This is a genomic window from Streptomyces sp. SID13726, assembly GCF_010548375.1.
Classification (GTDB): domain Bacteria; phylum Actinomycetota; class Actinomycetes; order Streptomycetales; family Streptomycetaceae; genus Streptomyces.
Window position 1 is genome coordinate 1 of sequence record NZ_JAAGLY010000801.1, and the last position, 393, is coordinate 393.

General features: G+C 73.8%; 1 protein-coding gene. It reads right to left on the reverse strand.

The window, feature by feature from the left end; genetic code table 11:
* Nucleotides 1–393: aldehyde dehydrogenase family protein (locus tag G3I78_RS50380; RefSeq protein ID WP_164437377.1), on the reverse strand; the 393-nt coding region annotated here is incomplete at both ends.

Below are 393 nucleotides of genomic sequence, written 5' to 3' on the forward strand. Positions count from 1 at the left end.
CCACGAGGAACCGGTTGGCGGCCGTGCACGCCTGGCCCCCGTTGCGCATCTTGGCGACCATGGCGCCGTCGAGCGCGGAGTCCACGTCCGCGTCGCCGAGGACGACGAACGGCGCGTTGCCCCCGAGCTCCATCCCGCACTTTAGGACGCGATCCGCGGCGACGCGCAGCAGCCGCCGACCCACCTCGGTCGAGCCGGTGAACGACAGCATGCGCGTGCGAGGGTCGGACAGCATCGCCTCGACGACGGGGCCCGCGGTCGACGTCGTGACGACGTTGAGCACCCCTGGGGGCATCCCCGCCTGCTCCAGCAGCGCCGCCACGGCGTACGCCGTCAGGGGCGTCTCCGTCGCCGGCTTCAGCACCGCGGTGCACCCCGCTGCCAGGGCCGGTG